The following is a 26,533-nucleotide window of genomic DNA, read 5'->3' as shown; positions in this document are numbered from 1 at the left end:
TGTGGACAGATTTGAGTAGCTTGCAACCACGGAAAAAAATGCTAAAACACGTCTGATTGACGCCTTTCGGTTTATCCTTTGCAGCACTCGCCTCTCCTACTCTCTCTCATTTTTTAATTTTCAATTCTTAATTCTTAATTCTTAATTTAAAAAGATGGGATACTTATTTACATCCGAATCGGTGTCAGAAGGACACCCCGACAAGGTAGCCGATCAAATATCGGATGCTGTGCTTGATAAACTGTTGGCTTACGACCCCAGTTCGAAAGTAGCTTGCGAAACACTAGTGACTACCGGACAAGTGGTGCTAGCGGGTGAAGTGAAAACAAAAGCGTACGTTGATCTCCAACTCATCGCACGTGAAGTGATTAAGAAAATCGGTTATACCAAAGGAGAGTACATGTTCGAAAGTAACTCTTGTGGTGTGCTTTCTGCTATTCATGAGCAAAGCCCCGATATCAACCGTGGTGTAGAGCGTCAGGACCCGATGGAACAGGGTGCAGGCGACCAGGGTATGATGTTTGGTTATGCTACCAATGAAACGGAAAATTACATGCCGCTTTCTCTTGATCTGGCACACCGCATTCTGCAAGTGCTGGCGGACATTCGTCGTGAAGGAAAGGTGATGACTTATCTCCGCCCCGATGCCAAAAGCCAGGTTACTATCGAATATGATGACAACGGAGCTCCTGTTCGCATCGATACAATCGTTGTTTCTACGCAACATGATGACTTTATCCAACCGGAAGATGATTCTCAAGCTGCCCAGCTGAAAGCTGACGAAGAAATGCTGTCTATCATCCGCCGTGATGTGATTGAAATTCTGATGCCTCGTGTCATTGCTTCTATCCATCACGATAAAGTGTTGGCACTGTTTAATGATAAAATCATTTATCATGTGAATCCTACGGGCAAGTTCGTAATTGGTGGTCCTCACGGAGATACCGGTTTGACAGGTCGTAAGATTATCGTTGATACTTATGGTGGTAAAGGTGCTCACGGTGGTGGTGCTTTCTCCGGAAAAGATCCTAGCAAGGTAGACCGTAGTGCAGCTTATGCAGCACGCCATATCGCAAAGAATATGGTTGCGGCAGGTGTAGCAGATGAAATGCTTGTACAGGTGAGCTATGCTATCGGTGTGGCTCGTCCGATCAATATTTTTGTAGATACTTATGGCCGTTCCCACGTTAACATGACGGATGGTGAGATTGCCCGCGTTATCGATCAGTTGTTCGATCTTCGCCCGAAAGCAATCGAAGAACGTCTGAAACTTCGTAATCCTATTTATCAGGAAACAGCCGCTTATGGTCACATGGGACGTGAACCGCAAGTGATAACGAAGAAGTTTTCTTCTCGTTACGAAGGAGATAAAACAGTGGAAGTGGAACTCTTTACATGGGAGAAACTCGACTACGTAGATAAAATTAAAGCTGCTTTTGGTCTGTAAAACAGTCTGAAAGCGAGCTTAGCTCATTCGATAAGAGCCACAATCTCAACTCCTTCTAGTAGGATATGAGGTTGTGGCTCTTGATTTTAAATAAGTTATATTTAAATAAATATCTTTTGGATATTAAACTTCTTTTGCCGGAATTTGCTACTTTTGGCCTGTAAATAAACGGACTGCCTAATGAAAACAAGATGTTGTTATCCTAAACGCTATTTATTGTTGTTCTTTAGTTTACTTGTCAGCGTAGGTAGCATTCTGATGTCTGTCTCTCTATCTTCCTGCTCTTCTTCGGTGAAGAGTCCATTGCTACTATCTGCTGACTCATTGATGGAAATATATCCTGATAGTGCATTATCCATTTTGGAATCAATTTCCTCCCCACAGAAATTACCACGTGCTGACAGAGCACTTTATGCGCTATTGCTTACGCAAGCAAGGCATAAAAATTATATTGCTTTAGGAGATGACTCGCTGATAAAAACGGCTGTTGAATACTATGGTGATAAGAAGAAAAGTGTACGTGCTGCAAAAGCTCATTATTATTGGGGAGCTACTTATGGTGAGAAGGGGTATACTTCATTTGCTGTAGACGAGTATCTGACGGCAATTCGGTTGATGCCTGTTAGGGATGAATTCTTAGCAATGATTTATGATAATCTTGCGGACTGTTATGAAAAAGATGAATTAGATAATGTAGCAATGGAAGCTTATCGCGCTGCTTATCAGATATTAAAAGGAAAAAGTGGACAAATATATCCAATGCGAGGTATTGCGCGTATGTTTTTGTTGCAAAATAGGAAGGATAGCGCATTGTTTTATTATCAGCAAGCGCTTGATTGTGCATTGGCGGATAAAGACTCTAGCTTGATAGGGGCTCTTTATCATGATTTTGCTATGGTTTATAATGAAAAAAAAGATTATATTCTGGCAAATCAATATGTATCGAAGGCAATTATGATACAAGGGGAGGGTGCTGTTAATGCTTGTTTGTCAAAAGCCCAAATTATGTTGAACTTGAATCAGCTTGATTCTGCCAGCTATTTTTATAATAAGAATATGAGCCAACTTGATATTTATGGAAAAGCCGTTTGTTATGATGGAATGTATCAAATAGCAAAGAAAAAAGGGGAGTGGAAAGTTGCAACAGAGAATATGGATATATACAAAGTTCTTTATGATTCAATTCAGATAATGACCGATAATGAGGAACTTAATCGGCTTATGGATAAACATCAATTAGAAGAGCATAAAAGGTTATTGTCAGAACATGCTAAAACGTTGGTTTTTACTTTAGTTGCTGTATTTTTCTTTTTGATGATTATATGTGTCTTTTGTTTTATGTGGAATGATAGAAAAAGAAAGAAGTATTATATAGCTTTGCAACATGAATTAACTCAAAAGAGAGTCGATACTATGCTGTTGAAAGACGAAGAGGTTTCAGAATCTAATAAAGAGCATATAGATAAGAAAAGGTCAGAGTTGACAGAACAACAAATCCAATTGTGTGTATCGGTACTGAAAACTACCGATTGCTACGATCAATTAGAGACATTGGAAAAGGCAACTCCTAAACAGTTGTTGGCGATGCGTAGTTTAAGGAAGGATATACGTTCTACTATTTCTAATGCATTTGTTGATGTGATGGTAAATTTGAAAGAGCGCTACCCAACATTGACTGGTGATGATGTCTTTTATTGTGTCCTTTCATTGCTTTATTGTTCAAAAACTGTCATGATGGAGTTGATGGATGCAACTTCAGATGCTCTTAAAACACGTAAAAATCGCATAAAGAATAAAGTCGATGCTCAACTTTTCGAACGTGTATTTGGAGCTGATAATCAGTGATATGTAATGCTTAATCTCTGCTTATCTTTTTTTTAAATAGGGTCTTGTTACCATTGTTACCACGTAAAAATCGTTTCTTTTGCTGCATCTGTGTATTTTTGGAGCTAAATTTTAAACCCATTTATTATGAAAGCTAAATTTTTACCTCTTTTATTGTTGGCTATTTTACTTCAAGTAAGTATGTTCTCTTTTGCGAATGAAATGACATCTGCGCGTCGAATCAGACTAAAAAATAAAACTGAGGTACAACATCGGTCTATCCCTGTTACTCCTGATGCTTGTATTGAAAACTCATTGTTGTCTATTGACCTTCTTTCTACTGTTCCTACTGTAACTGTAATTATAAAGAATGCAGAAACAGATGAAGTTGTTTATACATCTACTGATTTAAATGTAGATAAGGTTTATATTGATCTTACAGGTGAGGAGAAAGGTAAATATACTTTGGAGATACAACTTCCAAAGGAGGCTTTTACTGGAGATTTTGAATTAGAATAAATCTTTGAAATATATATTATTTGCAACTAACATAATGATGATATACCTAAATCATTAACTGATGAAGCCCCGCTGTTGAAATATATGGCGCATTGCTGAAATGACGATTTAGATGACCGAAAGGGGAAAGAATCGGTTAACTTTTATTCGTGGGCTTAATAAGCCTTGTGAAAGGCCCATTAAGGTATATTGAAACGTAAAATTAAAATCACTTTTTTTAATTGTGTGCTGAAATACTACTGGTAGGGTGTTCGAACGATTTTATAGTTCGGATAATGAAGTTCATTCAGCAACAATGTGATACACCTGTTAGTAGATGAGAAATCTGTGATAGATGTATTCTCTGTGAGAAAAGCTCTTGGACTTCTGAATAAGAAGTCCAAGATTTTTTTTGATGGGGTATGATGAGGTAAATGGGATGACTGCTAAGCTATTTGAATATATTATTAGGATTATCTGTTAGATAATTTGTGTGTGTAACCTCTTGTTTCCTATTTTATGCGCTACTGTTACTTATGTTACCAAGTGAAATTCGTTTCTTTCATTATGCTTACGTACTTTTGGCACACAGAACCTAACACACAGACATCATGGAAATGAAACTTCTATTCTTTTTATTATCAGCTATCTTATTCCAATCAAGTATAAGTATTTATGCGATGGAACAAATTAAGAGAGGTTGGGTAGCTTTGAAGGATGTTACTCAAATGCGTTCGCATTCAATTTTTGTTTTTCCTAATAACTTTTTGGGGAGTTCGTAGATGTTGTTTAATCGACATCTATTTTAATCTACTATGGCTATTCTAAAAATATGGAATGGGATGAATAAATAATTTATCCTGTTAAATAGATATTGCCATAATGTATTTGGATGAAGAATACCTTTCAGAGATTTTCTCTTAAATAAAAACAAATTTAAATTTAACCAAGATGAAAGAAAAACTATTGGTTTTGGGAACAATGGTAGCTTTATGTTGCTCTTGTGCAGGAAGTTCTGTATTACTGGATACAGAATCCGAATTAAATGGCTTGAACAATGAGTATGAGCTAGGTACGTTAGAAGCGGGTGATAATGGTCTAAAATGCGAAACTTCGGGTGATGAAGATTCCATTCAGGTTTTGAAGGACAATTATATCGCGGAAATTATGGGACGTATGGAAGTTGCTAAAGAGAAGGTAATGCGTACGGCTTATGGTGCAACATCGCCTAGGGTCGGAGTTTTCAGGGTTGGTTCTTGTGGTAATTACAAGTATTTATCAATAAAAATTGATTGTGAAAACGGAAATAGTAAAACTAGCGTAAGTGGTAATGTTGGAGATACGTATGTTGATGGTGGAGATAATATGCGTCTCGAATTTTGTATGGTGGATGCGGGATTTCGTTATCCGGGGGGAGTCTTTTTGTTTGAGGATGTACCTTTAGAGACCATGACATTGGTCCGTTATCATGATACGGAAGATGGTGGTCATAATGGCGTGTGGTCTGATGATCCTAATTATTATGATGTAATGCATATTTCTGGAATGTCTAAATTAGATTCTAATGCTACATTGGCATGGAATATAAATAGGAATATGACTAAATGGGGCGATATTCCAGTGGGACCTGCAGGTATTAATTATGGGGTCATTGCTCCTGCTGAAATGGCTTCAGGTAATTTGTATTTTGATGATGAAGATCATAATAATAAGAATTGGGCACAAGTTTGGTTAGGACCCCAAAACCAATATGAACCGCATGGTACATATTATGGAGTCCAGCTGGATCGAAATACAAGATATCACGTATGCCTTAATACGGATAAAACCAATTTCACAAAATTGGTGCGATCAGCTATCTAATTATTAATTTGTTTATAATCAATTCTTATTGGTAAAACTTACCAATAAGAATTGATTTAATTAGCACATAGACATGAAAATATTGTATTTCTTTCTCTTCTCTTTTCTTTTTATTGCTTGCAATACTCCTGTTATAAATAAGAATGATGTTGTTGCAGAAGTGAATGGAGAACAGATTCTTCTTTCAGAATTGGCGTCTCAAAGTAAACAAGAGATTTTTGATATATTGAATACAGCGTATGAAATCAAAAGTCGGGTACTTGCAGGTCTGATCAAACAGAAACTGTTAGAAGATGCAGCCAAAAAAGAAAACATGTCTTTGGAAGAGTTTATCGATTGGTTTGTTCAGCAGAAAATATGTGTAGGGCAGGATAGTTTGAAAAAACGATATGGATTTAATACACAAAGCTTTTATGTAAAAGGTGAATTAATCCCGTTAGTGAAAGGTTCTTTGGAGGAGAAACTATCTTATCAACAGAAACTTCGGAGTCGGATTGTTCAGGCATTGGTTGATTCTTTATATCAAAAGGCGGATATTAAAAGATTTTTATATCCTCCAAAACAGCCGGAATGTGTTGTGAGGGATTTGTGTGTATATTATAGGGGGAATTTAGACTCTCCTGTTTCTTTTATTGTTGCCTCTGATTATAATTGTGAGCGCTGTGTACAATTTGAAAAGACATTGTCCAAGCTCTATGATAATTATAAAGAGCGGGTTAAATTTGGTTTTGTGCATTTTGCAGATGCTCCTTCGTTAGCAGCTTTGGCATGTGAGGCTGCTGGTGAGCAAAAACAATTCTGGACTTTTCATGATACTATATTTAACTATTCAGGAGTAGCAGATTCCGCTTTTATATATAACTTAGCAAAGTCTAAAAGATTGAATATGACAGAATTTGATGCCTACTTACATTCTTCTGACAAATATAAGGAGATGGATAAGGTCATCAATCAGTTAGTAGAAAGGGGGCTGATGGCTACTCCTACCATCATAATTAATGATCGTTTGGTGTACGTCACAAACAGCTATGAAGAATTGTCCAGACTATTGGAGTATGAACTATAACACAAAAGATAAAAGATGAGACTTTACTTTAATCTGAATAAGATAACTTATCTGTTTCTAATGCAGGCTTTATATCTTTGTATTGCTTGTGAGGAGCCGTTTGATGTAGGTATGCCGATCCCGGAAGATGCCATAGTATTTGATGGAGTGATAACCGATGAACCCCCACCCTATTATTTTGTATTAAGTAAACCGTCAACTAAACTGAAATACCCTGAAAATCGTAGTTTTGATAGGATTAATGATGCAGAAATTGTTATTGTTGATTTGACAACAGGTATAAGAGATACATTACAGAATGCCAAATTGACTGGTTATCAGGATTTTCGATTTTATGATCACTATAGAGATAAAGATGTTACTGTTTATATGAAATGGCTTCCTGGTGAAACGCCTGGTGGACTTTATGTTACTAATAAGATTTATGGAGTTGAAAATCATACCTACGAACTTCATATCAAATACAAAGGAAAGGAATATACAGCATGTGAGCGGATGGTGCCTAAAACTCCAATAGACAAAATAGTAATGAAACGTATTGATACTGGAGAAGGTGAACCTAATGAAACTCCATGTATCAGTTTTTATAATCCTCCTGAAGAGCATAACTATTATTTGCTTAAAACAGATTTTTGTTCTTCAAAAGTGCTTCGTGTCGCATCTGTTTATAATCTATATTATGGAACAACGAATAGTGCCGGTTGGCCATATTCTATTTTGGATGATGAATATTTGGCAGAAAATGTGATAGACTATGTTGTGAGCGAGGGAGAGCAGTTTGTACTCCCTAATCGTCCGGGGTTTAGCTATCCTGTAAGTGATTCCATTTGGATAAAAATGCAGTCCATATCTGAAAATTGCTATCAGGTGTTTGATCAAATGATTAAGCAAATACGTTCGGATGGTGGAACTTTCTCTCCGCGTCCGACCTCTGTAAAAAGTAACATTGATAATGGTGCTTATGGAATATTCCGTGTCAGTGCTATCTCTGAAATCTATTTTTATAAGAAACATAGGATTTGATGGAAAAATACCTGTTATTATTTATATTATCCTGCTGTGGAAATTTCACCATATGTAATGCTCAGACGATTACTGTCAGAGGTCGTGTGACCGACAGAAAAACCGGAGAAGTGCTCTCGGATGCTAACATTGGAGACCTGATGTCGAGAACAGGAGTAGCTGCCAATACGTATGGGCTATATTCCATTCGTATTAAAGGTGGACGTTGTGTCTTAAGATGTTCGATGCTGGGCTATGTAACCCAAATGGATACGTTGACTCTGACTGCAAATTCGGTTCATAATTTTGCTTTGATGCCCGATAACTATCAACTAAGTGATGTAGAGGTAATGGGAAATCAGAAAGCAGGAGGACAGTTGACATTGAACCAGAAAGATATTCAGGCACTTCCCACTTTAGGGAGTGAACCTGATGTATTGAAGTCATTACAATATCTTCCGGGAGTCATTAGTGGCAATGAAGGTTCCAATAATATATCTGTTCGAGGGAGTAATCAATGGGGTAACTTGATATTGCTGGATGAGGCAATGGTTTATAACCCGAATCATGCATTGTCTTTCTTTTCTGTGTTCAATAATGACGCTATACAGCAAGTGAGTCTTTATAAATCTTATTTTCCATTGAAGTATGGTGGAAGAACTTCGTCTGTTATTGATGTCAAAATGCGCGAAGGAAACAATCAGGAGAAACACCGGAGTGCTACAATTGGAGTTGTCGCCTCCAAAATCCAGTTGGAAGGTCCGATAAAGAAAGGGAAAACATCTTACCTGGTAGCTGGTAGGTTTGCTTATCCGGGAGCTGTACTTAACGTACTGAAACAGTTTCGTGGTACTAAAATGAGCTTTTATGATGTGAACGCCAAAATTAATTCTACATTAAATGACCGGAACCGGATTTTCTTTTCAGTATATAATGGCGGCGATCATACTTTTTTTAATCAACTGGTACGCAGTTATGGTATGAATTGGGGAAATACTACTGCTACATTCCGATGGAATCATGTTTGGACAGATCGGTTGTCGGGAAACTTCAGTGCTATTTTTAGCAATTATTATTATCGCTATAAATCAATAACAGATGGAATGAAGTTCTTATGGAAATCGAATATCCAATCTTATCAATTGAAATATGATGCAGATTATGCTGTTAACAATGTACTGCATATCAGGAGTGGTCTCTCTGCGCATGTATTTACCACAATGCCTGGGAGTATTAGTAGCTGGGGAGACTTTAGTAATGTGGTTCCTTATCGAATGGATAGGCGGTTCCTGTTGGATATGGCAGCCTATGGAGAAGCAACCTATAAGATTTCATCAGTATGGCGGCTGAGTGGAGGAATTCGTTTCCCCGTTTTTTATACTCCTAAAGTGGGAGAACTCAAGCAAAAGGGTTACATAATGCCTGAACCGAGAGCTGAGTTGTCCTACTCTCCCGGAACCGGGAACCGTTTGCATGCAGCTTTCACGCAGTCTTCACAAAACCTGCATATGTTGTCTAATTCCTCTGTCGGTATTCCTTCAGATATGTGGGTACCTGCTAATAGACAACTGAAACCTGCAGTGATGAAACAAGTGGCTTTAGGGTATGAGAAAAGTCTGGAAAAAGGAATGTATACATTTTCTCTGGAGACTTATTATAGAAAGACGGATCATATCGTTGATTTTGTAGATAATGCAAATATCTTTTTAAATAATCAGATAGAAACACAGTTGAACACAGGTTATTCAAAGGCCTATGGAGCGGAATTCTATGTATCTAAAAACAGAGGGCGGCTAACCGGCTGGATTAGCTATACTCTTTCACATGCCCGAAATTATATTGCTGCTCTCGAAGATAAGGAATATCCGCCTGTCTATGATCGTCCACATAGCTTGAAGATATTTCTGAATTATGAGGCCGGACGTAAGCGGAGGTGTGCTTTTGCAGCTACCTTCTCGTACAATTCAGGGATGAATCTGACATTGCCTATTGCTCATTACCGGGTGAACGGTACAGCTTTCTATATCTATTCTACAAGAAATGGTTATCGTGCTCCTGCCTTTCATGAATTGAATTTATCCATGACTTGTAAAACTGGCAAAAGAGGTCGATTGATTCTTTCTGTGATGAATGTATATAACAGAAAAAATGTGTTTACTATCTATACGAGTAGAGATGACTATGATTTCTCTGATATTGGCATGCATAAAATGTATTTGTATGGTGCACTGCCATCTATCTCTTATCAATTTACATTTTAGTTAGTTTGAACTATAGTCTGTTATTCTATGTTTTTTTGTACTTTTGCACTCGTTACAACCATAAACCCCGTAAAGAGTGATGAACCAGATAAATTCCGTATGCGTATATAGCGCTTCCAGTACCAAGATAGATGCTGTTTACTTTCAAGCAGCCGAGACTCTCGGCCGTCTGTTTGCCGAACACCATATCCGTTTGATAAACGGAGCTGGAAGTATCGGCCTGATGTGCTCTGTGGCAGATGCTGTGTTGAAAAATGGCGGTGAAGTGACCGGAGTGATTCCCCGCTTCATGGTGGAACAAAACTGGCATCATACTGGACTGACAGAGCTGATCGAGGTAGAATCCATGCACGAACGCAAACAGAAGATGGCCAATTTGAGTGATGGTATCATCGCTTTGCCGGGTGGATGCGGTACCCTTGAAGAATTGCTGGAAATTATCACTTGGAAACAATTGGGGTTGTATCTCAATCCGATTATAATTCTCAATACAAACAGATTTTTCGATCCATTGCTCGAAATGCTTGAAAAAGCAATCGATGAAAACTTTATGCGACGCCAACACGGTGATATATGGAAAGTGGCGCAGACACCGGAAGAAGCAGTTCAGCTGCTTTATGAGACTCCTGTATGGGATATTTCCATTCGTAAATTTGCAGCGATATGATAGGTGATACACTAAGTTCCCAGAACACGGATACCTTGTCTCTTCTCCAGCAGAAACAGATTAGTCCGGCAAAGGCAGACAGTGATAGCCTGCAGTTGGCCGATCTTCATGCTGTACAAGAGGTTGATTCTGGCTTTGAAGGAACCCCTATCTCCTACTCTCCCCGTACGGACGATGCTATCGCACTGACATTACTGGCTTGCTTCTTTCTTTCCTCTATTGCCTTGGCACGCGGAAAGAAATTTCTCTCCCAACAGGTGAAAGACTTTGTGTTACATCGCGAACGGACGAGTATTTTTGATAGCTCTACGGCGGCTGATGTGCGTTATCTCCTTGTGCTTGTATTGCAGACCTGTGTCTTGTCGGGCATCACATTTCTCAATTATTTTCATGATACATGTCCTGCTCTGATGGACCATGTATCCTCCCTCCTTTTGCTGGGTATTTACGTTGGTTTTTGCCTCGCTTATTTCTTACTAAAATGGTTGCTTTATATGTTTCTGGGGTGGACGTTTTTTGATAAAAATAAGACAAATATATGGCTGGAATCGTATTCTGCGCTCATATATTATGTCGGATTTGCCCTTTTTCCGTTCGTTCTTTTCCTGGTTTATTTTGATTTGAGTCTAACGAATTTGGTTATAATTGGGTCTATTATTTTAATTTTCACTAAAATATTGATGTTTTATAAGTGGATAAAGCTTTTTTTTCATCAATTTAGCGGGCTTTTCCTATTAATTTTGTACTTTTGCGCTCTTGAAATAGTACCTTGTCTTTTACTGTATCAGGGTATGATTCAAATGAACAATATTTTGCTAATAAAATTTTAGGACGTTGAAAATTAAAAAAGTACTAGTGTCGCAGCCTAAGCCTGCGTCAGAGAAATCTCCCTATTACGACATAGCTGAAAAGTATGGCGTTAAAATAGATTTCCGGCCCTTTATTAAGGTTGAAAGTCTTTCGGCGAAAGAATTTCGGCAACAGAAAATTTCGATTCTCGACCACACTGCCGTAATATTCACTTCGCGCCATGCTATTGACCATTTTTTCACTTTGTGTACTGAATTGCGCGTGACAATTCCCGAAACTATGAAGTATTTCTGTGTGACGGAAGCTGTTGCATTGTATATTCAAAAATATGTGCAATATCGTAAGCGTAAGATCTTCTTTGGAGCTACTGGAAAGATTGAAGACCTGATTCCTTCCATCGTGAAGCATAAAACGGAGAAGTATCTCGTTCCGATGTCAGACGTACATAATGACGATGTGAAAAACCTGCTCGACAAGAACAGCATTCAGCATACGGAAGCTGTGATGTATCGCACGGTGAGCAACGACTTTACACCGGACGAGGAGTTTGATTATGATATGTTAGTGTTCTTCAGCCCTGCCGGAGTGACTTCTTTGAAGAAGAACTTCCCGGATTTTAATCAGAAAGAGATTAAGATCGGAACGTTCGGATCTACTACCGCACAGGCTGTACGTGACGCAGGTCTCCGTCTGGACCTTGAGGCTCCTACGGTGCAGGCTCCGTCAATGACTGCCGCACTTGACATGTTTATCAAGGAAAACAATAAATAAACAGAGTGGGTATATATACTTTGTGTAAAGCCGAAAGGCTGAATAGTAAAATTTTGATCGGAAAGATGTTTGAAGGCGGTGTTTCTAAATCGTTTTCCATCTTTCCGATACGCGTTGTATATATGCCTGTCGAGCAGGGCGAGGCTCCTGCTTCCATATTAATCAGTGTATCGAAACGTCGTTTTAAACGGGCGGTGAAACGCAACCGGGTGAAACGCCAGATACGTGAAGCCTACCGGAAGAACAAGTCTCTTCTGGTGGATGAACTGCAACGCCGGGAGCAACGGTTAGCCGTTGCCTTTATCTATCTGTCGGACGAGCTTGTTGCTACTGCCGAGCTGGAAGAGAAAATGAAAATAGCGCTTGCGCGCATCTCCGAAAAACTATTCTCATGAAACCTCATAACTCCCGGATATCTACCGCGTGGGTATTCGTTACGGGAATTTTGAGAAAGGTATTTTCCTTCTTCCTGCTTGCTCCCATCTATTTTTACCGGATTTGTATTTCACCCCTTACTCCTCCCTCTTGTCGGTTCACGCCTACTTGTTCAGCGTATGCGCTCGAAGCAATTAAGAAACATGGTCCTATAAAGGGGCTTTATCTTGCTGTGCGGCGTATTCTGCGATGCCATCCCTGGGGTGGTTCCGGTTATGATCCCGTGCCTTGAGACAACTGAAACGAGAAATAGAAAATGAAAAAGAATGTGACTGATATTTTAGATATCCATACTCATAAACAGGAAGTTGATACCCAAGGAAAATCCATCATCAATTATCCGTTATTGGCAGACTCTCCATTGTATATGCCTCTGGCAGAGAATGTAGAAGTGGCTGTGGGTAGAGGATCTTATTATTCTATTGGTATTCATCCTTGGGAGGTGAGAGAGAGTAATGTCAGTCAGCAATTGAGCTTTCTTCAACAGCAGCTACAGAGAAAGCAGTTTGTAGCTGTAGGAGAGGCGGGGCTGGATAAATTGGCAAAAGCTCCGATGGAGCTTCAGTTAGCGGTGTTTAAGGAACAGGTAAAGTTGTCGGAAAAGCTCGGTTTGCCGTTGATTATTCACTGCGTGAAAGCAATGGAAGAACTGCTGGGTGTGAAAAAAGAATCTCGCCCCCAACAACCTTGGATATGGCATGGCTTTCGTGGAAAACCGGAGCAGGCGGTACAGTTGTTGAAGAAAGGGTTTTATCTTTCTTTTGGGGAATATTATCCCGATGAAACGATGCAGATAGTCCCCGATGAACGCCTATTTTTGGAAACGGATGACAGCTTGCTTGATATTGAAGATATCCTGTGTCAGGCAGCCAGGGTGCGTGGGGTAGAAGTGGAAGCGTTGTGTGAGGTGATTCGCCGGAATATCCAAAATGTCTTTTTTAAGGCGTAAGAGTTGTATCTTCCGAGAAAGAGTCGTACTTTTGTCGCACATGGAATTGAAATACAATAAAAACCAAATAATTAAAGAGTAATACGATGAATTTTGTAGAAGAATTGAGATGGCGTGGCATGTTGCAGGACATCATGCCGGGAACAGAAGAGTTGTTAAGCAAAGAGCAGGTGACTGCCTACTTGGGTATCGACCCGACTGCCGATTCGCTACACATTGGTCACCTTTGTGGAGTGATGATCCTTCGTCATTTCCAACGCTGCGGTCATAAGCCGTTGGCACTGATCGGTGGCGCTACAGGTATGATTGGTGACCCTTCCGGTAAATCGGCAGAACGTAACCTGCTGGACGAAGAGACATTGCGTCACAATCAGGCATGTATCAAGAATCAGCTTGCCAAGTTCCTCGACTTCGAGTCGGATGTACCTAACCGTGCCGAGCTGGTGAACAATTACGACTGGATGAAAGACTTCACTTTCCTCGATTTTGTTCGCGAAGTAGGTAAGCACATCACTGTAAACTATATGATGGCGAAAGACTCTGTGAAACGTCGTCTGAATGGTGAAGCGCGTGATGGGTTGTCATTTACCGAGTTCACTTATCAGTTGCTTCAGGGATATGATTTCCTTCATTTGTATGAAACGAAAGGTTGTAAGCTTCAGATGGGTGGTTCCGACCAATGGGGAAACATCACTACCGGTGCCGAATTGATTCGCCGTACCAATGGGGGGGAGGTATTCGCATTGACTTGCCCGCTGATTACAAAAGCTGACGGCGGTAAGTTTGGCAAGACAGAATCCGGAAATATCTGGCTGGACGCTCGCTATACTTCACCTTACAAGTTCTATCAATTCTGGCTGAATGTAAGCGACTCCGATGCCGAACGTTATATTAAAATCTTCACTTCTATCGAGAAAGAAGAAATTGAAGCATTGATTGCCGAACATCAGGAAGCTCCGCATTTGCGTCTCCTCCAGAAACGTCTGGCTAAGGAAGTGACTGTGATGGTTCATTCTGAAGATGATTATAACGCAGCAGTAGACGCATCGAACATTTTATTTGGTAATGCGACTTCGGAAGCTCTGCGCAAACTGGATGAAGATACGCTACTTGCTGTATTCGAAGGAGTGCCTCAATTTGAGATTTCCCGTGATGTATTGGCAGAAGGAGTAAAGGCTGTTGATCTATTCGTTGATAATGCGGCCGTATTTGCGTCGAAAGGTGAAATGCGTAAATTGGTTCAGGGCGGTGGCGTTTCGCTGAATAAGGAGAAGCTGGCAGCCTTTGATCAGGTAGTTACGACTGCTGACCTGCTCGACGAGAAATATCTGCTTGTTCAGCGCGGCAAAAAGAACTATTATCTGCTGATTGCAAAGTAATAATGCACGATTCATTCGATAGAATATAAAAAAGTGAACGAAATATTTGGAGGTTTGCTTGCAAACCTCTATCTTTGCACCGCTTTTTAACAGAAAGCACATAAGTTTGGACTATGGTGTAATGGTAGCACAACAGGTTTTGGTTCTGTTTGTCCAAGTTCGAATCTTGGTAGTCCAACGAAGAAAAGCCCCGAAAGAGACATCTTTCGGGGCTTTTTCTTTCGTGACTCTGAAGTCGTCGTTTTTGTATATCCTTATAAAATTGAAGTATATAGGGGATCAGCGTATATAAAATTCATTAATCTTATTTTATTCGTTATATTGACTATTTTAATGCTTATCGTGTTGGTCGTTGAATAGCTTGTATTTTATTATAGAAGGTTCAAACTGTATTAGGTAGAAATCTCTCCCAAATCGTATTATAGTTCGTTAAAAAAGTGTACATTGCACAGATTCTGGACATTTTTGGTGGATAATTGGAACAAAATTGCAAGGTAAACCCGTTTTCTTTTGCTATTTTTGCATCGTGTACGTAAACGAAGTGCACGTAGAAAGAGAACTTATTCAATAACTATAAATAAATAAGGTATGAAAACGAACTATGAAATTCGCTATGCTGCGCATCCTGAGGATGCAAAAAGTTATGATACTACAAGAATCCGCAGAGATTTCTTAATTGAAAAGATATTTGTCCCCAATGAAGTAAATATGGTATATTCCATGTACGACCGTATGGTGGTAGGTGGTGCGCTGCCGGTAGGAGAGGTGCTGACGCTTGAAGCAATCGATCCGCTGAAAGCTCCGTTCTTCCTCACCCGTCGCGAAATGGGTATCTACAATGTCGGCGGTCCCGGTATTGTGAAAGCGGGCGACGCAACCTTCGAACTGGATTATAAAGAAGCTCTTTATCTGGGTTCGGGCGATCGCATAGTGACTTTCGAAAGCAAAGACGCTGCTCATCCTGCCAAATTCTACTTCAACTCACTGACTGCACATCGTAACTATCCCGACCGTAAGGTGACGAAAGCCGATGCCATAGTAGCTGAAATGGGTTCTTTGGAAGGCTCCAACCACCGTAATATCAATAAGATGCTGGTGAATCAGGTGTTGCCCACCTGCCAGTTGCAGATGGGTATGACGGAACTGGCTCCGGGAAGTGTATGGAACACGATGCCGGCCCACGTACACAGCCGTCGTATGGAAGCTTACTTCTATTTCGAGATTCCCGAAGATCATGCTATCTGCCACTTTATGGGTGAGGTAGGCGAAACACGCCACGTATGGATGAAAGGCGATCAGGCTGTTCTTTCGCCCGAATGGTCTATCCACTCGGCTGCTGCTACCCACAACTATACCTTTATCTGGGGAATGGGTGGTGAGAACCTCGACTATGGCGATCAGGACTTCTCGTTGATTACAGATTTGAAATAACAAATCCAATAGTTTTCCTAATTTAATAATAAAAAGAATTATGAATCAGTATTTGAATTTTTCTTTGGAAGGTAAAGTAGCGCTCGTTACAGGTGCTTCTTATGGTATCGGTTTTGCTATTGCTTCTGCATTCGCAGAACAAGGCGCTAAAGTTTGTTTTAACGACATCAATCAAGAGTTGGTAGACAAAGGAATGGCTGCATACGCTGCAAAAGGTATCAAAGCTCACGGTTATGTATGCGACGTGACAGACGAACCGGCTGTTCAGGCTATGGTTGCTACGATTGCCAAAGAAGTAGGTACAATTGATATCCTTGTAAATAATGCAGGTATTATCCGTCGTGTTCCTATGCACGAGATGGATGCTGCTGATTTCCGTCGTGTAATCGACATCGACTTGAATGCTCCGTTCATCGTTGCTAAGGCTGTTCTTCCTGCTATGATGGAAAAACGTGCTGGTAAGATCATCAACATCTGCTCTATGATGTCCGAACTGGGTCGTGAAACTGTATCTGCTTACGCTGCCGCTAAGGGTGGTCTGAAGATGCTGACTCGCAATATCTGCTCTGAATATGGTGAATACAACATTCAGTGTAACGGTATCGGCCCGGGTTACATCGCTACTCCGCAAACTGCTCCTCTTCGTGAGAAACAAGCAGACGGAAGCCGCCACCCATTCGATTCATTCATCTGCGCCAAGACTCCTGCCGGTCGTTGGTTGGATCCTGAAGAACTGACAGGTCCTGCTGTGTTCCTTGCTTCTGAAGCTTCTAACGCTGTCAACGGCCACGTTCTTTATGTAGATGGTGGTATCCTTGCTTATATCGGAAAACAGCCGAAATAATGTAAGATAGAAGAGATTCCGATAAGGTGATAGAATGGCAAAGAGCATCCTCTTTTCATCTGTCACCTTATTTTTTATCATTCCCTTTGCAGGAGCAATAGGACCGACTTATTGGGCATATATGTCCAACAGATGCTGATATAATAGCCTCTATTTGCAAAGTATATATTATTCATTCAATGTAGACTAATTATGAAAAAGATATTAATTCTGTTTGCTGTAGTCTTGATAGGGTTTGCTTCCTGTGCCGACAGTAAACAGTCAATGACAATCACAGTGACCAATCCGTTGGCTCTTGAACGGGTGGGAGAGATGGTTGAAGTGCCGATGAGCGATGTTGTTGCCAAGTTGAAACTGGCAGATACAGCGCAGATTGTAGTGCTTGATGTTGACGGTCAGCAAGTGCCTTACCAGGTGACGTATGACGAAAAGGTTGTTTTCCCCACTATGGTAGCAGCGAACGGAACGTCTATTTACACTATTCAACCGGGTACACCGGCACCTTTCGATGTCGTTGCTTGCGGTAAATATTATCCCGAACGTCTGGACGACGTTGCCTGGGAGAATGATCTTGGCGGATTCCGTGCGTATGGCCCTGCCTTGCAAGCACGCGGGGAGCGTGGTTTCGGCTACGACCTTTTCACGAAGTACAACACAACGGAACCGATTCTGGAATCTCTCTATGCGGAAGAACTGAATCCTGAAAAGCGTGCCAAGATAGCTGAATTGAAAAAGACAGATCCTAAAGCTGCCTCCGAACTACAAAAAGCCATCTCTTACCATATCGATCATGGATATGGCATGGATTGCTATGCCGTAGGACCTACGTTGGGTGCCGGTGTTGCTGCTCTGATGGCAGGTGACACTATTATCTATCCTTACTGCTATCGTACACAGGAAATTCTTGATAATGGCCCGCTGCGTTTCACGGTGAAGCTGGAATTTAATCCGCTGGTAGTTCGTGGAGACTCTAATGTAGTGGAGACACGTGTAATCTCACTGGATGCAGGTTCTTATCTCAACAAAACGATTGTTTCATATACCAATCTGAAAGAAGCAATGCCGGTGACTACCGGACTGGTTCTGCGTGAACCGGACGGTGCGACTGTGGCAGATGCTGCCAATGGCTATATCACTTACGTGGATCCTACAACAGATCGTAGCGGTGCAAACGGCAAGATATTTGTCGGTGCTGCATTTCCTGCACAGGTGAAAGAAGCGAAAGTGGTTCTTTTTTCTGAAAAGGAAAAGAAAGAACGTGGCGGGGCCGACGGTCATGTTTTAGCTATCAGCGAATATGAGCCGGGTTCTGAATATACTTATTACTGGGGTTCTGCCTGGGATAAGGCTGCTATCAAGACTCCGGATGCCTGGAATAAATATATGGCTGAATATGCGCAGAAGTTGCGCACACCGCTGACAGTGGCATATTGATGTGTTGAATTGCTTTTCCAATAGATTAAGCAAAGGTTTCTTTTCACCAAAGAAACCTTTGCTTAATTTTATCTTCCTGAAAAAGAAAGAAAGTTTTTATGTTATAACGCCTTTGAATTATCTCGTAAAAGCGTGTTGTTCGTAATATTCGTATGTTGTTCCGTCTTCTTTCTCTTTTTCACGAAGTTCATAGACTAATTCATTCTCTGTCATTGTGGTCACTGTCCACACTTCTGTGTAATTATCCTCTTCAGTGTCGATGAGAGTCAGCTTATTACCGGAGTAGCTCCATGTACCATGATAATAATTAGTACTTCCGGAGGAGTTGTAGACATCTTTTTCTACATACGTACCGTCTTCCTTGAACTCTATGGAATAACGGTTGGTTCCATTTACAAAATCTTCTTTAGAGTCACTTACCTTTTCACCATCTTCCCATTCTTGTGAAAGATAATACACTCCATTCCATGTTCCTAACAATAAATCGCGTGAACCGACAGCGTCGTCATCGTCGTCGCCACAGGAATAAATGCTGAACGACAGTAATACTGCAACTATGCAAACAGTTGCTTTCCAGATTGTTTTCATAATAAATTGTTTTAATTGTTTGATTTTGAGATGATTCGTTTTTTAGACTCTATTTGATAATAGTTTCCACATGTCCGTCCTTGAAGAACAGGTAGAACGAGCTGGAATACATCCATTGTACTTCTCCATTTGATTCTTGAATAGTCTGCGGTTTGCCGAAAGCCAGTAGACATTCATCTTCCGTCATGCCTTTCACCGGCTTGTTGATGTTGATTTCATTCCAGTGAGTAATCGGTGAAAGCTGGTTCGTTATGATGAAGTCGAACATTTTGTTCAATACTTGCGATTCAACCTGTACGAAATCATCCATGATTCCTTTGTGAGATGCTTTCTTGTCCGGTTGTAGCTTCTCCATCGGAGTGATTTTTTTCATTATCACTGCTGATGACTCTATCCGTATATTGGAAAGATAATAAACCAGTTTACCGTCCTTTACTTGAAACAGGGCTTTGCAATAGTAAGTATTCTTTTGGCTTGAGTCTGCCTGCGAGGCAAGTATCAGATCGCAACTGAAGTTTTTAGCCGGTACGTTGACCTCCGCTATTCCTTCCCGTAACTGTGGACAGACATTCTTGACAATCCATAGCAGTGCATTAGCGTAGATGTTTTCGTCTTGCATATCGCTGAAAGGGGTAAATCCGCTGACCACATATTTATTGCCGTCTGCACTGACAGGATAGTTCTTTTTCTGTTCGGTGAAAGTCTGTGCTGTTAGTGGGATAATTCCTACCAGTAGATACAAGATTACCAGAAATTGTCGTTTGGTCATCATATTCCGTTCTTTTTAAGAAAACAGCATCCACGGCCCTTTTTGTGAAAAGAAAAGATCGTGGACGCTGAATAAATAATATGGTTTATTGAGGTTTGGTTGTCCTTAGAAGGCAATACCCAGACGAATCATAAAGTTACTGGTTTTGAATCCGTCGGCATCGCTGAATGCATCTATAAATCCGCGTTGATAGGTGAGATCCAGATTGAAACGGTCATACCAGACTCCTACGCCGATATTCATACCGGCATCAAAATGATTGTAGTCAACCTCCATATAATCTGCATAATCACCCCAACTGATGCTTTCTCCATCTTCTTTCATTTTGCTTGTGTAATCGTAACTAGCGAAGACTCCTACATGCGGGTCGATACGGACGTTGTCCGCCACAGCAAATTTCCATCCGAATGTGAACGGAGAATATTGTATGTTGTGAGCCATACATTTCGTGTCGTCCACTTTGAAACCACGGGAGCCAAGTCCAAACTCCATCCCCCAGTATCCTCCTGTACTGCCTAAAGGCTTCTGATAACCAAATGTTGCGTTATATCCGATGTTTGAATCAGCTCCTTCGGCCCCGTCACCGGAGAAATTCATGATATTCAAACCTGCACGCAAGAACCATTGTGTGCTGCTGGCTTGCTTCTCTGTTTTGACGATTGCGCTTCTGGATGATACGATTTGCGCTTGAGTTCCTACGCACAATAAAAGTGCGGCAACCATTGATAGTACTTTTTTCATTGTTATTGATATTTTAGTGATTAATTCTTATTCTTAACGACGGGCGCTATCTGGCTTTTTCCATCTGTGGGTGATAACTTTTGCAGATGTATCCATTCATAATCCTCTTTTGTGGCCGGATGCCAGTTGACGAAGATGCCGGGATAACCTACTACTGTAACTGTGTATCCCCCTGTTTTTTCATTATCTTCCACTTTAAAAGTGGCTCCCATGATGACATCGCAGTTGTATTTGATGGTGGACAGATACGTCCCCCATGCACGGATGTTGTCAAGTTCTCCTTTCATGGCGATTTCCACTTCCTCTTTGCTTAGTGTCCATTCATCCTTGATCCGTCCCTTATCTTCCAGTATTTTCACCTCGACAACTGTAGGTTTGACACAAACTTCAGTAACTGCATCGCCTGCACGTGCCTGTGCGTCGCGAAACTTGAAGACCGTCTTTTGCGCATGGGCTCCGACGGCACAACCGACAACCAGAGCAATAATCAGAAATAGTTTTTTCGTTTTCATGTCCTTTTGTGATTATATGTTAATATGCCTGCAAAGGTATGCGAAAGGAGTATACTACCGGGTGAAAACATAGTTCCAAGAACGATACGAAATTGTATCCTATTTGGATACACTGGGGAAGCTTCCGGTGTTGATGCTGTCGGACAGATCACGGAAGAAATCGTGGCCGAGGATGTAGGAGATGCGCCAGAGCAGGTGGATGTCGATATTCTCTTTCCGGAATATCTTGTAAACATTGGGGCGTGTGCAGCATAGTTGGGTAGCGAACCAGGTGACGGTGCGTCCCTGTTCGTGAAGCGTGCGTTCAATAAGTTGTCCTGCATGAATCATGTGCCTATTCTGCTTATGTGTGTCCCCCGGACTCCCGTTGGGCGGACAATTCAATCTATTATTGACAGGAATATATAGAAATGGCGTGGGAATCTCTCACCTTCGTCCGTTCCATGTTCAAGGCCTTCGCAATGCCAATTATCGGGAACGAACAACGCAGAAAGCCCACGCCGATATGTACAACACCCGTAGCCTCCCTTTGTTTATCAAAGTGAGGCACGGATGTATATAAATACACATCAGGAGGACGTCTTTGTTGCTGTTAGTCATTCCGATAGGTCAAAGTTTGCGAAGTTTTGAACATAAATGACAAACGCTTGTAAACGTCTTCTCAATATAAACATCTCTCCCTCGCCACCCGGAGGCTTTCTGCGGAAGAGACCGTTGCAAATGTATAAAAAAATACGGATGGAAAGGGTAATGTGAATCAGAAACTTTTTGAATATCGGTTATTTTGCCCTCTTTTTTCCCTTTGCCGGGCGAAATGCGCTTATACTGACATCTTATAAGAAAGAGGAGCGATCTCCCAATTTCGGGCACGAAACAGGCCTTAAACTACAAAAGCCGGGGCGCAAGACCTCGGCTTATATTTTTATCTTCTTATCAGGGAGCTTTTTGGCTCATTGGAGACTTTCTATAACACCTTGAATTCATACCCTTCCTCTTTCAGGAATTCAATGGCACGAGGAAGTGCATATTGCAGGTTACCATTATTCCAAGACTTCAGCGAATCATGGAAAGTGATGATGGAACCGTTGCGTGCATAGCGCTTCACATTGTTCAATACCTGTTCCGGGCGCATCCGTTTACTATAATCACGAGTCACGAGATCCCACATGATAATGCGGTAATGATAGCGCAAGGTATAATACTGCCGGAACCCCATGTGTCCGTGTGGCGGACGGAAGAGATCGGAATGAATAATTTCGTCTACCTTTCTGGCGTTTGCGAGGTAATCCGGATTAGAATATTCAAATCCACGGATGTGGTTGAAGGTATGGTTACCGATGCGGTGTCCGTGTTCTACCACCATCCGGTATTCATCCGGGTGCTTGCGTATATTGTCGCCTACCATAAAGAAGGTAGCTTTAATATGATGCTTTTCCAATACTTCCAGTACCCAGGGAGTTACTTCAGGGATGGGACCGTCGTCAAAAGTCAGATAGACTGCCCGTTCATTCGGATCCATCCGGAAGATAGCTTGTGGATACAACGCCCGGAAAAGCCAAGGTGGTTGTTCTATAAACATGAGAGTCTGTGTTAAACAAGTATTAAGTAATAAGTATTAAATATTATCCATGCGGAAAACATATCGGAAGCTATGGTAATACTTAATACCTGATACTTAATACTTACTATTTATTTCCCTTTCATTCTTGTCACGTACTCGTTATAAAGTTGGTCGAGCTGCGTGGAGTAATGTTTCGCGAGTTCTTCTGATTTGTATTTTTCCATTAAGCGGACTTCGGCGTCAAGCAAGCTGGCGTTGTACACGAAGTTTTCGCCGGCGATGGCAAGCTGGTTATCGTTCAGGCTAAGATACCAGATCATGTATTCGAGCGATTTGTTGGCAAGCTCGTCGATGATCTTGTTAGCTTTCTCGTTCTGTCCCAGTTGGTAATAAGATTCTGCCATTTGGAAGGCGCCGTTTGCCCAGTCGTACGGTACGTTGTATGACGGAATCATCTTTTCGGCGTAGTCGAGTGCGGCGAGTGCCTTATCCTTCTTGCCTTCTTTGATAAGCTGGCCTACGAGTTGCGTGAAGATACGGCGGTGCGTGTAGCACATACGCATCACGTTCTCGTCGATATAGATACCCGGTTTGTCGATACCGCCGAACTTGAACTTGTTCATCAGGTTGTCGTACATCTTTTCGCTGTCAATCTTGCTGTCCAGTTTGTCCGTATCGAACGGTGTGAAACGATAGGCAAGACCTTCCTGCATAAAGTGGTTGCCCATGCCCAGATGGTTTTCGCTTCCTACGGTGATTGCCATATAGATAGGACGTTCCCAGTTGGCATTGGCAAGCATTTCAAGCATCATCAGTTCACTCTTGTAGAGGGCGCGTTTCGGGTTGCCGTTGGCGTCTCTAAGGGTGATTGTCATGTATTCGGGGATAGAATCGCCCAGAGCTTCCGGTATCTTCATGCCGGAGCGGCGTACGGCTTCTTTGTCCACCTTCATTACGATGCTATCCGTAGGGATAAGCGGCAGTTGGATATCTTTTCCAGTCTTTTTGAGAAGCTCTTTCAACTGGTCGTTCTTACCGAGCATCCAACGGTTGATGATTTCCTTCAATTCGTATGGATTCTCACCAAAAATGGAGTGAACGAGTGATAATATGGTAGTGTCTCCCTGTGCAGCCAGTTCGTTTGCCTGTTTGAAATAGCTGTCGATGAAAGCCTTCATTTCCGTACGGATAGGAATATATTCATTTTGTCCTTCTACATATTCCACACGGTCCCAAGTGATAGGAAGCGACGGGGAATCGTAGGCCGGGCGTTTCATTTGGTCGATATACCAGTCTGTTTGCAAGTAACTTAGGTTACAGGTGCGGGCATCTGTACGGAAGCCTTCTGTTTCCTGGTTGTACCACAATGGGAAAGTATCATTATCACCATTGGTATAGATAATCGGATTTCCTTTTTCCTGTAAGGTCATCAGGTAGTTCTGTCCGAAGTCGCGGGCAACGAAGCGTCCGCTACGGTCGTGGTCATCCCAAGTCTGTCCCGCCATTTGGATGGGGACGAACAAACAAAGCACTGAAGCCAATACGGCTGCCGGAAGTTCCTGCATCTTGCAGTATTCTCGCAGCATACGGATGATACCTGCCACTCCCATACCTACCCAGATGGCAAAGGCGTAGAACGAACCGGCATACGCGTAATCTCGTTCACGGGGTTGTGCAGGAGTTTGGTTGAGGTAGAGCACGATAGCGATACCTGTCATGAAGAACAGGAAGAAGACCACCCAGAATTGCTGGATACCCCGCTGGCTATGATAAGCTTGCCAGAAGAGTCCGATTAAGCCGAGAATCAGCGGCAGACAGTAGAATACGTTGTGTCCTTTATTGTTTTTGAGATCCTGCGGAAGCAGTTCCTGATTACCTACCAGTAAGTTGTCGATAAACGGAATACCGGTGATCCAGTTGCCGTGTTCAATTTCTCCGCTACCCTGTATGTCGTTCTGCCGTCCGGCAAAGTTCCACATGAAATAACGCCAGTACATGAAGTTCAACTGGTAGGAGAAGAAGAATTTGATATTTTCCCATTGGTTAGGCATGTTCACCATTACCATTTCTCCGCATTGGTCGTAAGGAACGTCGTGTCCTTTGATGTCTACCCATTGCTTGTAGAGTGGTGCGTGTGACGAGCTGTACATACGCGGGAAAAACATATTCTGTGCATATTCGTATTCCACACGTCCGGGAAGTTCGATATAAGAGTCTTTTTCGTCGGGAGAAGTCTTTTCCTTGCGGACAAACTTGCTTCCTGCTTCCGACTGGCGCGGAATACAATAGCCGTCTTTTACGTCGAGTGCCACTTTCGAAGAGAAAGCAGGGCCGTAGAAGAGCGGACGGGTTCCGTATTGTTCACGGCCGAGGTATTCGCCCAGGGTGAATATATCCTCCGGTGAGTTTTGGTCCATCGGAGTGTTGGCAGTAGAACGGATAACGATCAGTGCGTAAGAAGAATACCCGATTACGATCATCATGGTGCACAGCAATGCTGTGTTCATGGTGCGGGCGGTGATACGCCATCTCTCTTTGATTTTAGCCTGTACACTCGGAGCAAGATAAAGTCCCAGTGCGGCAATAACCAAAATACCGATGATGATACTGCTGGCTCCGTGTCCGTAGAATGGGATACCCAGCAAAGCGATCGTCAGGATAAAGGAGATAGCCATGCGCGCTTTGTTCTTTTCGGTGTAACTTTCGTATACACCCCAAATCAGAGCGGCTGCAAGCAGAATGATATAAACCACTACGCCCGAATTGAATGACATTCCGAGTCCGTTGACGAACAACAGTTCAAACCAGCCACCTACTTTCACGATACCCGGTACGATGCCGTAAAGCACGGCTGCAACGAGCACCATTGAACCTAATAGCGCTATTAACGAACCTTTGGCGGTAGCATTCGGTGTTTTTTTGTAGTAGTATACCAATACGATGGCAGGCAGACAAAGCAAGTTCAATAAGTGCACACCGATACTCAATCCGGTCAGATAGGCGATGAGGATAATCCAACGGTCGCTGTGCGGCTGGTCGGCTACGTCTTCCCATTTCAGAATCAACCAGAAAACAACAGCGGTAAACAGGGAGGAGAAGGCATATACTTCACCTTCCACGGCCGAGAACCAGAACGTGTCACTGAATGTATAAACCAGTGCACCGATCAGTCCACTACCCATCACTGTGATAAGCTGTCCTTTGGTGATATTGTTTTCGTCAGTGATAATCAGTTTGCGTACCAGGTGGGTGATGCTCCAGAAAAGGAACAGGATACAGGCGCCACTCATGAGGGCACTCATGTAATTCACCATTTTAGCAACAGTTGTTACGTCGGAAGCAAATTGAGAAAACAGATTCGCCACTAGCATGAAGAAAGGCGCGCCGGGCGGGTGTCCGACTTCCAGTTTATAGCCGGTGGTTATGAACTCCGGGCAATCCCAGAAACTTGCGGTCGGTTCTATTGTCAGGCAGTAGACGGTTGCCGCAATGATGAATGTAAGCCAACCCATAAGGTTGTTTACGGTTCTGTACTGTTTCATTAGCACTATCGTAGTTTATTCGTTAAAAACAAATTATGAGGTCGCAAAGATAGTGATTTGTAAGGATAATGAGGAAGAAAGTAAGAAATATTAAGTAACGGAGGGGTGATTTACTATCTCTTTCACTCTTCCGGAAGGC

At 41.9% G+C, this 26,533-nt stretch carries 24 protein-coding genes and 1 tRNA gene; 18 read left to right on the top strand and 7 right to left on the bottom strand.

The window, feature by feature from the left end; genetic code table 11:
• Positions 1–154: 154 nt before the first annotated feature.
• The 18 genes from metK to BSAG_RS07380 all read left to right on the top strand — a co-directional run bounded on the left by metK (position 155) and on the right by BSAG_RS07380 (position 18,681).
• A complete protein-coding gene (metK, locus tag BSAG_RS07295; RefSeq protein ID WP_004307795.1) occupies positions 155–1,447 on the top strand; it encodes a methionine adenosyltransferase in 1,293 nt (430 codons plus the stop codon).
• Positions 1,448–1,627: 180 nt separating this feature from the next.
• Positions 1,628–3,292 (top strand): tetratricopeptide repeat protein, encoded by a 1,665-nt coding sequence (locus tag BSAG_RS07300; RefSeq protein WP_008997644.1) that lies wholly within the window; start codon positions 1,628–1,630, stop codon positions 3,290–3,292.
• Positions 3,293–3,418: 126 nt separating this feature from the next.
• Complete coding sequence (locus BSAG_RS07305; protein ID WP_004313687.1) at positions 3,419–3,790, top strand: DUF3244 domain-containing protein; 372 nt, start codon at positions 3,419–3,421, stop codon at positions 3,788–3,790.
• Positions 3,791–4,720: 930 nt separating this feature from the next.
• Entirely contained in the window at positions 4,721–5,632 is a 912-nt protein-coding gene (locus BSAG_RS07310; protein ID WP_004302907.1) for a hypothetical protein, read from the top strand.
• A 73-nt stretch (positions 5,633–5,705) separates the two neighbouring features.
• On the top strand, positions 5,706–6,698 hold the full coding sequence (locus BSAG_RS07315; protein WP_004313690.1) for a thioredoxin domain-containing protein: 993 nt from the start codon (positions 5,706–5,708) through the stop codon (positions 6,696–6,698).
• Positions 6,699–6,713: 15 nt separating this feature from the next.
• Positions 6,714–7,721: a DUF4249 family protein gene (locus BSAG_RS07320; protein WP_004313691.1), complete on the top strand. Its 1,008-nt coding sequence runs from the start codon at positions 6,714–6,716 to the stop codon at positions 7,719–7,721.
• The gene (locus tag BSAG_RS07325; protein WP_004313692.1) at positions 7,721–9,961 is read left to right on the top strand and encodes a carboxypeptidase-like regulatory domain-containing protein; all 2,241 of its coding nucleotides are present in this window, start codon (positions 7,721–7,723) and stop codon (positions 9,959–9,961) included. Before BSAG_RS07320 ends, BSAG_RS07325 begins: the two co-directional genes overlap by 1 nt.
• Before the next feature lie 79 nt (positions 9,962–10,040).
• Positions 10,041–10,628, top strand: coding sequence for a TIGR00730 family Rossman fold protein (locus tag BSAG_RS07330; RefSeq protein ID WP_004313693.1), 588 nt, complete (start codon positions 10,041–10,043; stop codon positions 10,626–10,628).
• A complete protein-coding gene (locus BSAG_RS07335; RefSeq protein WP_004298903.1) occupies positions 10,625–11,458 on the top strand; it encodes a DUF4271 domain-containing protein in 834 nt (277 codons plus the stop codon). The genes BSAG_RS07330 and BSAG_RS07335 overlap by 4 nt, the downstream gene beginning before the upstream one ends.
• A gap of 4 nt (positions 11,459–11,462) precedes the next feature.
• Complete coding sequence (locus BSAG_RS07340; RefSeq protein ID WP_004307801.1) at positions 11,463–12,209, top strand: uroporphyrinogen-III synthase; 747 nt, start codon at positions 11,463–11,465, stop codon at positions 12,207–12,209.
• A gap of 5 nt (positions 12,210–12,214) precedes the next feature.
• The gene (gene rnpA, locus BSAG_RS07345) at positions 12,215–12,604 is read left to right on the top strand and encodes a ribonuclease P protein component (RefSeq protein WP_004298908.1); all 390 of its coding nucleotides are present in this window, start codon (positions 12,215–12,217) and stop codon (positions 12,602–12,604) included.
• Positions 12,601–12,876 carry a membrane protein insertion efficiency factor YidD gene (gene yidD, locus BSAG_RS07350; RefSeq protein WP_008770482.1) on the top strand — a complete coding sequence of 92 codons (276 nt, stop codon included), beginning with the start codon at positions 12,601–12,603 and terminating at the stop codon, positions 12,874–12,876. The genes rnpA and yidD overlap by 4 nt, the downstream gene beginning before the upstream one ends.
• A 24-nt stretch (positions 12,877–12,900) precedes the next feature.
• Positions 12,901–13,593, top strand: coding sequence for a TatD family hydrolase (locus tag BSAG_RS07355; RefSeq protein WP_004313695.1), 693 nt, complete (start codon positions 12,901–12,903; stop codon positions 13,591–13,593).
• A gap of 86 nt (positions 13,594–13,679) precedes the next feature.
• Complete coding sequence (gene tyrS / locus BSAG_RS07360; RefSeq protein WP_004313698.1) at positions 13,680–14,972, top strand: tyrosine--tRNA ligase; 1,293 nt, start codon at positions 13,680–13,682, stop codon at positions 14,970–14,972.
• A gap of 107 nt (positions 14,973–15,079) precedes the next feature.
• Positions 15,080–15,150: transfer RNA gene (locus BSAG_RS07365), tRNA-Gln, on the top strand.
• 410 nt (positions 15,151–15,560) lie between these two features.
• The gene (gene kduI / locus BSAG_RS07370) at positions 15,561–16,403 is read left to right on the top strand and encodes a 5-dehydro-4-deoxy-D-glucuronate isomerase (RefSeq protein ID WP_004313700.1); all 843 of its coding nucleotides are present in this window, start codon (positions 15,561–15,563) and stop codon (positions 16,401–16,403) included.
• A gap of 40 nt (positions 16,404–16,443) precedes the next feature.
• Positions 16,444–17,247 (top strand): gluconate 5-dehydrogenase, encoded by an 804-nt coding sequence (locus BSAG_RS07375; protein WP_004313702.1) that lies wholly within the window; start codon positions 16,444–16,446, stop codon positions 17,245–17,247.
• Positions 17,248–17,439: 192 nt separating this feature from the next.
• Complete coding sequence (locus BSAG_RS07380) at positions 17,440–18,681, top strand: DUF4861 domain-containing protein (protein WP_004313704.1); 1,242 nt, start codon at positions 17,440–17,442, stop codon at positions 18,679–18,681.
• 117 nt (positions 18,682–18,798) lie between these two features.
• On the opposite strand, the gene BSAG_RS0223325 is transcribed toward BSAG_RS07380, so the two are convergent.
• The 7 genes from BSAG_RS0223325 to BSAG_RS07405 form a co-directional block, all read right to left on the bottom strand.
• Entirely contained in the window at positions 18,799–19,269 is a 471-nt protein-coding gene (locus BSAG_RS0223325; RefSeq protein WP_004307810.1) for a lipocalin family protein, read from the bottom strand.
• A gap of 49 nt (positions 19,270–19,318) precedes the next feature.
• Positions 19,319–20,038, bottom strand: a complete 720-nt coding sequence (locus BSAG_RS07385) for a hypothetical protein (RefSeq protein ID WP_008020021.1) — start codon at positions 20,036–20,038, stop codon at positions 19,319–19,321.
• A gap of 105 nt (positions 20,039–20,143) precedes the next feature.
• Positions 20,144–20,779 carry an outer membrane beta-barrel protein gene (locus tag BSAG_RS07390; protein WP_008641585.1) on the bottom strand — a complete coding sequence of 212 codons (636 nt, stop codon included), beginning with the start codon at positions 20,777–20,779 and terminating at the stop codon, positions 20,144–20,146.
• 20 nt (positions 20,780–20,799) lie between these two features.
• Positions 20,800–21,291: a hypothetical protein gene (locus tag BSAG_RS25320; protein ID WP_004313710.1), complete on the bottom strand. Its 492-nt coding sequence runs from the start codon at positions 21,289–21,291 to the stop codon at positions 20,800–20,802.
• A 99-nt stretch (positions 21,292–21,390) separates the two neighbouring features.
• The gene (locus tag BSAG_RS0223320; protein ID WP_004313711.1) at positions 21,391–21,621 is read right to left on the bottom strand and encodes a hypothetical protein; all 231 of its coding nucleotides are present in this window, start codon (positions 21,619–21,621) and stop codon (positions 21,391–21,393) included.
• Positions 21,622–22,255: 634 nt separating this feature from the next.
• Positions 22,256–22,870 (bottom strand): polysaccharide deacetylase family protein, encoded by a 615-nt coding sequence (locus tag BSAG_RS07400; protein ID WP_004313712.1) that lies wholly within the window; start codon positions 22,868–22,870, stop codon positions 22,256–22,258.
• Positions 22,871–22,980: 110 nt separating this feature from the next.
• On the bottom strand, positions 22,981–26,394 hold the full coding sequence (locus BSAG_RS07405) for a DUF2723 domain-containing protein (protein WP_008997643.1): 3,414 nt from the start codon (positions 26,392–26,394) through the stop codon (positions 22,981–22,983).
• Positions 26,395–26,533 lie beyond the last annotated feature (139 nt).

Origin of the sequence: Bacteroides sp. D1, from assembly GCF_000157095.2 — a bacterium.
Taxonomy (GTDB): Bacteria; Bacteroidota; Bacteroidia; order Bacteroidales; family Bacteroidaceae; genus Bacteroides; species Bacteroides xylanisolvens.
The sequence above is the reverse complement of the archived record's forward strand: the minus strand, read 5'-3'. Positions and strand labels throughout refer to the sequence as shown.